This is a genomic window from Flectobacillus sp., assembly GCF_049240685.1.
GTDB lineage: Bacteria > Bacteroidota > Bacteroidia > Cytophagales > Spirosomataceae > Flectobacillus.
Window position 1 is genome coordinate 1 of the sequence record NZ_JBMLSD010000087.1, and the last position, 10655, is coordinate 10655.

General features: G+C 36.7%; 8 protein-coding genes. 2 read left to right on the forward strand and 6 right to left on the reverse strand.

Translation table 11 applies throughout. The annotated features are described in order from the left end of the window. Window positions 1–408: 408 nt before the first annotated feature. From ACOVQ4_RS04100 to ACOVQ4_RS04110, 3 genes are all read right to left on the reverse strand, one after another. Window positions 409–1131, reverse strand: a complete 723-nt coding sequence (locus ACOVQ4_RS04100) for a DUF3226 domain-containing protein (RefSeq protein WP_421819383.1) — start codon at window positions 1129–1131, stop codon at window positions 409–411. 3 nt (window positions 1132–1134) lie between these two features. Continuing rightward, complete coding sequence (locus tag ACOVQ4_RS04105) at window positions 1135–2235, reverse strand: AAA family ATPase (protein WP_421819384.1); 1101 nt, start codon at window positions 2233–2235, stop codon at window positions 1135–1137. 316 nt (window positions 2236–2551) lie between these two features. Continuing rightward, entirely contained in the window at window positions 2552–4651 is a 2100-nt protein-coding gene (locus ACOVQ4_RS04110) for an alpha-L-fucosidase (protein ID WP_421819385.1), read from the reverse strand. Between the two features lie 552 nt (window positions 4652–5203). Between ACOVQ4_RS04110 and ACOVQ4_RS04115 the strand changes: the two genes are divergently transcribed. Next, entirely contained in the window at window positions 5204–6475 is a 1272-nt protein-coding gene (locus ACOVQ4_RS04115; RefSeq protein WP_421819386.1) for an aminotransferase class V-fold PLP-dependent enzyme, read from the forward strand. 291 nt (window positions 6476–6766) lie between these two features. Here ACOVQ4_RS04115 and ACOVQ4_RS04120 read toward each other — a convergent pair whose 3' ends face one another. The 3 genes from ACOVQ4_RS04120 to ACOVQ4_RS04130 all read right to left on the reverse strand — a co-directional run bounded on the left by ACOVQ4_RS04120 (window position 6767) and on the right by ACOVQ4_RS04130 (window position 8538). Then, window positions 6767–7198, reverse strand: a complete 432-nt coding sequence (locus ACOVQ4_RS04120; RefSeq protein ID WP_095162398.1) for an FKBP-type peptidyl-prolyl cis-trans isomerase — start codon at window positions 7196–7198, stop codon at window positions 6767–6769. Window positions 7199–7456: 258 nt separating this feature from the next. Next, the gene (locus ACOVQ4_RS04125; protein ID WP_421819387.1) at window positions 7457–7633 is read right to left on the reverse strand and encodes a FeoB-associated Cys-rich membrane protein; all 177 of its coding nucleotides are present in this window, start codon (window positions 7631–7633) and stop codon (window positions 7457–7459) included. Window positions 7634–7746: 113 nt separating this feature from the next. Beyond that, a complete protein-coding gene (locus tag ACOVQ4_RS04130; RefSeq protein ID WP_421819388.1) occupies window positions 7747–8538 on the reverse strand; it encodes an inositol monophosphatase family protein in 792 nt (263 codons plus the stop codon). 278 nt (window positions 8539–8816) lie between these two features. On the opposite strand from ACOVQ4_RS04130, the gene ACOVQ4_RS04135 reads away from it, so the two are divergent. Then, the gene (locus ACOVQ4_RS04135; RefSeq protein ID WP_421819389.1) at window positions 8817–10583 is read left to right on the forward strand and encodes an ABC transporter ATP-binding protein; all 1767 of its coding nucleotides are present in this window, start codon (window positions 8817–8819) and stop codon (window positions 10581–10583) included. The last annotated feature ends 72 nt before the right edge of the window (window positions 10584–10655 follow it).

The following is a 10655-nucleotide window of genomic DNA, read 5'->3' on the forward strand; positions in this document are numbered from 1 at the left end:
GGAAAAAATGTTGAGAGATTTATAAATGATTGAGTGGTTGAGAGAATGAGTGATTATTTTGTATATCTGTTGCAGTAGCAGTGGAGCATGCTTGCTTCTAAGGCAGAGTTATCCATTAAAACATGAGTCATCCCTAATTTAGCAATTGAGTGATTGAGCGAATGAGTGATTATGTTAAAATTTAGATTCTCCGAGTAGAGACGCAATGCTTGCGTCTCAATGCTTGCGTCTCAAACCAAGTAAATCTAGCATGATAGCCTCAAAAAAGGGGTCGGGAAATATATTCCGACCCCTTTTTTATGAAAATTATGGAGGATAATCCCAATCTTAAAATTTGGGATGACTCATGTTTCATATATAGTTGGAGAAAGACCTAATTCCGAAACTAGGGATGATTCATGTTTTAAATTAAAGATTTTCAAATAATGTTTTTAACTCAACTAAAGCAGGGAGTGTCTTGTTGTCAAAATCGTACAAATCTGGTGCACGATGTAGCATCACACTTTCAGGAGAAGTATTTTTTGCCGTTCTATCTTTTTTCTCTAGTGTATCGTATCGCTGATAGTGATTTATCCATAGTTTGTTTAACTCCTTATTTTTTATACTTTCTCCCTTTTGCGCTAAACAGTTTGGTAATAACTTATCTATACAATCAGCTACAGGAGATTTTTGGATTTTGATTGCTCGAAGTATATCTTCTATTTCTCCTTCACCATCTTTATGAATGAGCAAACAAGCAAATTCAACACGCGTGAATTCATTTTCTTGGCCATTTATTGGAAAATCAATCGCTACATACTGGCTTGTATCTGTAATCTCTGGAATAGTAACAATTTCTGAATAAGCATCTTGCAAGGCATTATTAATCATAGAGAGGCGATTGGGTTTTCCAAAACTATCCATATCCCTAATGATAATAACTTTATTGTACTTACCTTTTGAGAAATCATTAGTAAGATTTTGAAGTCCTTTTATTAAAGCAGTTGGTTTTTCTGGATTGGGTTCTGAAGCTATAAATTCCCACTCTGGTGTATCAATAACTTTCATTGAATCTTCCTTAGCAAGATGGCGAATAAGAGCTTCAAAAATATAGGCATCGTTTTGGTCTTCAACTATTACTAGGGTTTTCATGTTTTATTCTCCTCTAAATTGATTGTTGGTCATAATTTCATACTTGAGCATTTCCATGGTCATGGGATTTACGACAATTTGGCCATTTTGCTGATTTCGGCTCATTTCGTAGTACATAGCATGTTGACTGAGAGATTCGCTTGATGCTACTTTATTAAAAGCCTTAATCATTTCGAGACTGTGTGAGGTTGCAAATATTTGTACTTTGTCTCCAACAATTTCAAATAACTTCCTCCATAGTTCTTCTTGCTTGGTATAATGAATACCATTTTCAATTTCATCAATAAATACTACAGAGGTGTCATTATTGAGAACAATTAACATTAGCTCAGCGATTTTTCTTACCGCATCGCCAAATAGCCCTAATGGAAGAGATTGTTCATTTTTGAGTATAAGCTTGATAACAGGCTCACCGCCAGGGGCATCTATTTCTGAACCAACGATACTATTATCAATAACAGTAAGGATTTGGTTAAAATGTGAAATTTTTCTTAACTCTTTTGCTGTACTGTACAAACTAGCAAGTAGGGTATCATTTATTCTGTAATGAGTATGCAAAAATGGTACTGTTTGAAAATCCTTTACATGTCTACCCAAAGCACCTATTTTATCATCTTCTTTATCAGGAAGTAAGAAAAATGAATAAGTATTTTCTAGTATTCGACTTTCTATATTTAGAATTGAAGAATTTTGAAATTTATCACCTAACAAACTGATAAGTTTTTCATTCAGATTGGGTAACTCACTGTTAGAGATAGTTTCAATAACTGAACTAACATCATTTACACTGTTGATGTGAGTTGAAGAATATTCATTTTGACTACTAACTGTATTAAATTGAATAGGTTTGTCAATTTCCAGATTATTAAAAAAACTATTCCAGACTTTTTCAGGAGAACGAGTAATTAACTTATCATTCTCACTTCTAAATTTTCTTAATATATTAATCGATTGAGGCGTTGGAAACGAACAAATGAGTAAGCTTTCTAATAATGCAGTTTTCCCAGCATTGTTTAACCCACTTATCAGGTTAATATTTTTAAATCCATTTACCTTAATTTTATTAAAGCATCTGAAATGTTCAATTTCAATTGACTGCAACATAGTATATCGAAAGGGTTATTCCTTCTTTGATTTTTTAGCAAATATAAAATATACAGGCATTTTCTTAATCAAAGCACTTTAATTTAAGGGAAATATAAAAAATGAGTTATCCCTTATTTAGCGATTTAGTAATTGAGCGAGTGATTATGTAAAAATTTGATTTCCAGCAGTAGAGACGCAATGCTTGCGTCTTTAGCCGAGTAAAATATTTCATAATTTCATCAAAAAAGCGCTCGAAAAACAATTTTCTAAGCGCTTTTTTGATGAAGTTTATAAAACCATTGTAGTTACAGAATTCAGGATGACTCCTGTTTGTCTACTTCGTAATCACATCTAACTCGGCATAGCCTGCCCAATTATCGTTTTTCGTATTTTTTAAAGCAGTAAATTTAATAAACTTGGCTTTACTGGGAGCAAAGGTTTTGACTTGTAAAAGTGGGTTGTTTTTAATGTTTGAAAATTCTCCCTCGTTCACAATTGTCCATTTTATACCGTCTGATGAAACAGAAAACTGATATTTCGAAATCACACCGTCTGTGCTTTGCCAAGGCAAATACTTAAATCCTGTAAGCGTAACTTCTTGGCCTAAATCAATCGTCAAATCGGCAGGAAGGGTTTGTGTTTTGGCTTGATACCAAGCTGTATGATAGTTGCCATCGATTACCTTATACGCCTTTTCATCTGAGATACCCACAATTTTCCAGTCTTTTTTTACAATATCAAACTTTTCTTCAGCTATCTCCGAACTCTTTTTAGTGGAGGCTTCTACTGCTATGGCTTTAACTGTCATTTTGCCATTGGTTTGAATCGTGCCAGTATATTTTACTGATTTGGTAGTTGGTGTGCTACCATCTAGTGTATAATAAACTTGTGATTCTGGGTCATCGGCTTTGATGTTTATTTCTCCTGCTTGATTTCTCGTAATACTCGGTGCAGTGAGTATCTGGGGAGCGTTAAAAACACCAATGTTCGAAATCAAAGGACAGGCTTTGGCATCCAACACTGTAAAGCGAACTTTAGTAGCTCTTACTGTCGGAAAAACCAAAATTCGTTTGTATCCAATGGTAGTTTGTTGGGCTAATTCTTTCCAACTGCCATCGATTAGCGCTTCTACTTTAAATGATTTTACTCGTTGCCCTAATCTGATATATTCTTGCGCCATAAAACGATTAAAGATGGTTGGCTTACCCAAATCTATCGTAATAGCGGCATTTGTTACACCTTCATCGGTTGCCCAATAAGTATTTTTGTCGCCATCCAAAGCTTTAGAGGCATTAAACATCAAAGCATTTTCTCTGGTATTTGTTGCAGTGGCTTTCTTGTTTTGTGCCAAATTGACAGAATAAGCTTCTTTTACTGCCCTAGCCAATGCTTTTACCGCTTTTTCATCATTTTCATGAATCAAACCCCTTTTATCAATTGGGAAATTGAGCAATAATGTCCCATTTCTACCAATGGAATGATGATAGGTGTTCATCAAATCGGGCAATGATTTTACGCGACTATCTTCATATTCATGATAAAACCAGCCTGGACGAGTTGAGGTATTTACTTCACCCGGAACCCAGACCTCACCATTTTCTACCCCATGACGTAGCATATCTTCGGGTACATCACCTTTGGCATTGAGTAAACTCCAGTTTTTTTCACCAACATATCCTTCTTCTGTACCTACCCAACGGAGGTCGGCACGGTCGCCGCCGTCGTTCCAAATCACGATTTTGGGCTGTAACTCACGGATAAGTTTGTAGGTATTCGACCAGTCATAATAGGTTGTTCGGTCGATTTTGCGAGTGCCTCGTGTACCCCCATAATAACCATCACCACCGTTGGCACCATCAAACCAAATCTCAAAAATATCTCCATATTGAGTCATCAATTCTCGCAATTGATTTCTGAAATAGGTAATGTATTCTGGCTTGCCATAATCAGCAAAATTTCTATCCCAAGGAGAAAGATAAATCCCTAATTTGAGCCCATATTCTTTACAAGCTTTGGACAAGTCGCCTACAATATCTCCTTTCCCATTTTTCCATGGAGAATTTTTAACAGAATATTCAGTATATTTAGAAGGCCACAGGCAAAATCCAGAATGATGCTTGGCGGTAATGATAATCCCTTTCATCCCAGCTTCTTTACATACGCGTGCCCATTGACGGCAGTCTAGGTTAGTAGGATTAAAAATCTTGGGGTCGTCGTCACCAAAGCCCCATTCTTGGTTGGTAAAAGTATTTGTCGAAAAGTGGACGAAGGCATAATATTCCATTTCCTGCCATTTGAGCTGATTTTCGTTAGGAATTGGTCCTACAGGCTGAGGAATACTTTGTGAAAAACCGATGGTTGAATAGGAAGAAAGCAGCGCTGCTGAAAGGCAAAAACTTACAATCTGAGAGGTAAATTTACTTTTAAAGGACATATATAGCTTTTTATTAAATTGGGAATATGATAATGAATTAGAAATTATAAATCAGTAATGAAGGAAGGATTATCAAAATCATTTATTTCAGATATCGGATGTTGGATTTCGGAAGTGTAATTTTTTACATTGCTTAAAAAATAAAGGTATTTAACCTTATTCCCGAAATCCGCAATCCCAAATCTGAAATAGTTTGGAATCCTTCTTACAGTCCTAATTATAAATCACTTTCTATATAGTAAAGCTATGAACTACTTATACTCATATCGCATTGTAGACTTATCTTTTTTATAAAGAAAGTAAAAGAAGTTATTAGTTAACCGCATAATCCGCTAACTTAAATACTAATAAGTAATCGTGCAAAATAAGATTAACGTTATGTGTTGAGGCACAAGGCAAAGAGTGATAAATGTTTTTTAATAACCACCGATAGGCATTTTTACAAAGCTCACCGCCGAAAACCTTTACCAGAAAGCCCAAAGTACAATCTTAAATTTTATTTTGCTCACTAACTTAACGTCTAACATAACTAAATTAATTTCTAATAAAAGCATGAACTCTTACCTCTCCAAACGTCAGTTTCTCAAAAATCTTACAGGTGTTGCCGTATTGTCGCAGACTCAGTTATCAGATTTGATTCAACTCCATGAACATTTACCTGCCAAAAAATTAGCGGAAGAGGAACAGTTCTGGTTAAAGATTCGAGAGGTATATGATGTTCCGAAGGATTTCATTCATCTCGAAAATGGCTATTACTCCATGACCGCCAAACCTGTGATGCAAAAATACTTGGAGCATATTCAGGCTGTGAATAAAGTATCCTCGTATTATATGCGCACGCGTCAGTTTGATGATAAAATGATTTCTCGAAAAAAATTAGCCGAGTTATTGGGCTGCTCGTTTGAAGAGTTGATTATTACCAGAAATACCACCGAATCTTTAGATACCATCATTGCAGGTTTTGATTGGAAAACAGGTGACGAAGCACTCATGGCCGAACATGATTATGGTGCGATGTTGGATATGTTTAAGCTTCAAGCCAAACGCCATGGCTTGACAAATAAGGTGATTTCGGTGCCCTTGCATCCTCAATCAGATGAGGAAATTGTGGAAGTTTATGAAAAAGCAATTACTCCCAAAACTCGATTGTTGATGGTTTGTCATTTGATAAACATTACAGGACAAATTTTACCCATTAAAAAAATCACTGAAATGGCACATCGACATGGGGTGGAGGTCATGGTGGATGGCGCTCACGCTTTTGCTCACTTGGATTTCAAAATAGGAGATTTGGGCGATGTGGATTATTATGGAAGTAGTTTGCACAAATGGCTGGGTAATCCACTTGGGGCAGGTATTTTGTATGTGCGGAAAGATAAAATAAAGCCCGTTTGGCAAATGTTTGGTGATATGGGTTATAAAGATGAGGATATTCGAAAACTAAACCATACAGGTACTCACCCTGTGGCCACTGATTTGGCGATTGTAGATGCCATTGATTTTCATAATATGATAGGCGTAGCCAGAAAAGAGGCCAGACTAAGATATTTACAAGAATATTGGACGAAAAAAGTAAGAAATATTCCCAATATCGTTCTCAATACCCCCGATGATTCACCTCGAGCCTGTGGGATTGCAAATGTGGGTATCAAAGGAATGAATCCTGCCGATTTAGCCAAGAAATTAATGGAAGAGTATAAAATTTTTACGGTGGCAATTGGTTATGCAGGTGTTTTTGGCGTTAGAGTTACGCCTCATTTGTACATAACTACCAAAGAGTTAGATGTTTTTGTAGAAGCGTTGAAGCAATTGGCTAAAATGTAAAAACTATTAATGCAAAATAAAATTGCATTAGTAGGCTTTACGCAGTAAGCTGTATGCAATAGGCTTCGTGAGAAACACTTTTTGACATTTAGCCTAATGACTAGAGCCTAAAGCGGGTAAAATTATTTTAATTTTGCCCGCTAATCTAAGCTGAAGTGATGAATTAGGAAGGTAAATTAAAGTGTAATTATATAAGCTTATTTTGCCCATTAACTTACTTTTCAAAGTTTTACAGTCATAATCCATCACTCACAACTCATCATTATTTGATAGTCTATCTGAATAAAGTGATTAGCCGATAGCTACCAATTCAATGTCAAAAATCAAATCTTTTCCAGCTAATGGGTGGTTTGCATCCAAAGTAATGTGTGTATCTGTAACTTCGGTTACTACTACAGGCATTACTTGACCAGTACCATCTTGGTGCATATTCAATTGCATACCTACTTCGTAAGGAATATCAGCAGGAATTTCGTTACGAGGGAACATCGCCATATACTCAGGATTTACTGGACCGTATGCCTCATCTACTGGAATATGTACAGTTTTTTTGTCTCCGATAGTCATACCAGTAATACCATTATCGAAACCAGCAATCACCATACCAGTACCAAGTTCAAATACTAAAGGCTCACGACCTTCTGAACTGTCGAAAATAGTACCATCTGTTAATTTTCCTGTGTAATGGACGCTAACTTTATCGCCCGATTTTGCTTGTGCCATTTTGATTGTTTATTAAGTAATTGAGGGTTTGTTAGTTTTTTCAACAAAACTCCTTTACCCAAAGATGCTAGTTTATTTTTAAAAATTAAAATATCAGCAAAGGAAGTTGAATGGAAATGGCTGAGATGATTTGTATTTTATTGGTTTACAGGGTATTATTGGGTTGATGTAGATTGGCCGATGAAAAAGACGAGATTTTTGGGTTTTGATAAAATAGAATTTGAAAAAAAAATGGCAAAGCAGAAAGCTTTGCCATTTTCAACTTGTCTTTTGATTTTCCATCTGCGCGATAATTTTGTCGGCATCCAGCGCTGCGCAAGACCCACAACCTTTACTACATCCTGCTGTATTTTTCGGATTAAAATTATTCCAAACCAATCGCACTAAATAGGCGATAGCAGCAAGAAAAATAAGTGCTATGATAATATTTTCCATTATGTGACGAGTTAAGATGGATGAGTTTTGAGTTCGATAAAAGGGTACTTTGAAAATTATTGGCTTATCTCCATTTTCAAATCTTCAAATCCACAAATCTTCAAATCACCTAGCTATTTCCAGTGTTTTTGGATAACCTCTTTCAATTCATGAAACGCACCGCAAGCAGCAATTAGTTCACGACCAAAGATAAAATCGTCGCCACCTTTAAAGTCGCTGACAATTCCTCCTGCTTCTTGAACAATGAGTGTTCCCGCTGCCACGTCCCAAGGTTTGAGGTTGTATTCAAAAAAGCCTTCAAAACGACCACAAGCCGTATAAACTAAATCAACGGCTGCTGAACCCATGCGGCGCAAACCATGCGATTTTTGCATCAACTCCTTCAAAATAGCCAAATATTGGTCTGTTTGTTTGAAATCATAATACGGAAATCCTGTTGCCAAAAGACTATCTTTCAGCTGATTGGCTGACGATACTTTGATTGGTTTACCATCCAAATAGGCGCCACCGCCCAGCCAAGCCGTAAAACACTCTTCACGGTTGATTTCCATGACAACACCACTCACAATCTTGTCGTGGTGCATAAGTGCAATCGAAATGGCGAACACTGGCAAGCCGTGCATATAATTCGTGGTTCCGTCTACAGGGTCCACAATCCAAGCATATTCTTGGTCTTCAGTGCGTTCGGCAGTACCTTCTTCTGCGATAAAGCCAGCCTCAGGCAAAATTTGTCTGAGCCCTTCTACCAAACGAATTTCGGTTTCTTTATCAACATACGAAACCAAATCGTTGAGCCCTTTGTATTCGATACTATCTCTCGAAAATTCAGACGCAGCTTCTTTCACAAACAAAGCTGTTTTGCGTGTCAATAAAGCCACCTGTTCGGTAATGTGTTGTAGGTTCATTTATTTGAGTTGAGAGGGGATAGGCATTAGGCAATAGTTCAAAAAGAATAATGCAAATCCCTCTTTTATTTTTAATTTAAAAAAACTCTTGCCTCCTTGCCTTTTTGCCTGAAGCCTCTCACATTAGTTTTTTCTCCAATCTAAACTAATTGCGCTTTGTCGCTGTTGTTTTTAAAGGATAAGGTTTATTAATAACTTTGTCAAAGATAGTAAAAGTTTGAGAGGACTTTGAGCTTTCTGTAATTGAGAATAGACTATAATTTTAATTTTTCTGAACATTGAGAAAAGAAGAAAAAAGCGGGCAAATTTTTGATTTTGAAATATTAAGACGCATTTACGGTTTTTTGCAACCTTACAAAGTACGTTTTTGGTCGTTGGTAGTATTAATTATGGTAATGGCCTGTGTGGTTCCACTCAATCCCTTATTGATTCGCCATACGATTGACAATGAGATAGCTCGTGGCGATTACAACGGTTTATCTTTGATGCTTTTGGCGATGCTTGGCGTATTATTGCTGCAAGGTTTCTTGCAGTTTGTTACTTCTTACATGGCTGGATGGCTCGGACAAACCGTTATTCGAGATATTCGTGTGGCATTGTACGAAAAAATCCTTCATTTAAGACTCAAGTTTTTTGACGATACCCCAATCGGTCGCTTGGTAACTCGTACCGTTTCGGATATCGAAACCCTCAACGACGTTTTCTCGGAAGGTTTAGCATCCATCGCAGGCGATATCTTACAATTGGTATTGATTACTGGAGTTATGTTTTATACCGACTGGCGTTTGACACTTATTTGTTTGATGACCGTTCCATTTATGGTGGTATCGACTTATATTTTTAAAGAATATATCAAAAAGTCATTCAATGAGGTGCGTATTGCGGTTTCCAACCTAAACTCTTTCGTGCAGGAACACATCACAGGGATGAATATCGTACAGGCTTTTAGTGCTGAGGACTTAGAATACAAAAAGTTCGTAGCCATCAATCAGACACATAGAGATGCCAATATTCGTTCAATTTGGGCTTATTCGGTTTATTTTCCTGTAGCCGATGTTATTTTGGCGGCTGGGACTGGATTAATTGTTTGGTTTGGTTCAAAGCAAATTCTCAATCATGATATTACCTTGGGTACACTCACGGCATTTATTATGTTTATGAACTTGTTTTTCCGTCCGATTCGTTTCTTGGCTGACCGCTTTAATACCTTACAAATGGGAATCGTGTCGACTGAGCGTATTTTGAAATTATTGGATTCGGATGAATATGTTGCCAACAACGGCTCGTACAGCGCCAATGATTTGAAAGGTGATGTAAAGTTTGAAAATGTTTGGTTTGCCTATAACGACGAAGAATATGTATTGAAAGATATTTCTTTTGAGGTTAAACAAGGCGAAACCATAGCTTTGGTTGGTGCTACAGGTGCAGGAAAATCATCGACCATAAACCTTTTGAGCCGTTTTTATGAAATCAATAAAGGAAAAATTTATATCGATGGTCGTGATTTGCATGAATACGAATTACAAAGTTTGAGAAGTAAAATTGGTGTGGTGTTGCAAGATGTATTCTTGTTTTCGGATACTATTGAAAATAATATTACTCTAGGAGATAAGTCTATTACAAGAGAAAAAATTATTGAAGCTGCCAAATTGGTAGGAGCGCACGATTTTATTGAAAGATTACCCGACGGTTATGATTATAATGTGATGGAACGTGGCGCAACTTTGTCGGTAGGTCAACGACAATTGATTTCGTTTGTGCGTGCGCTTGTACACGACCCTAAAGTAATCGTGCTCGACGAAGCAACATCTTCGGTAGATACTGAAACGGAAGAGATGATTCAGAATGCCATTGCAAAATTGATGAAAGGTCGCACTGCCATCGTTATTGCACACCGTTTATCTACAATTCAAAATGCCAATAAAATTTTGGTTTTGGACAAAGGCGAAATCAAAGAGGAGGGAACGCACGAAAGTTTACTAGAAAAAGATGGTTGGTATGCCCAATTGCACAAAATGCAGTTTTTGGCAACTCAAACACATTAGATTTGGGAATTTACCATAGGTTCTAAAATGTCAAGTAATTATTGACTATTCATCAAGCAAAAAGGCGCTCGA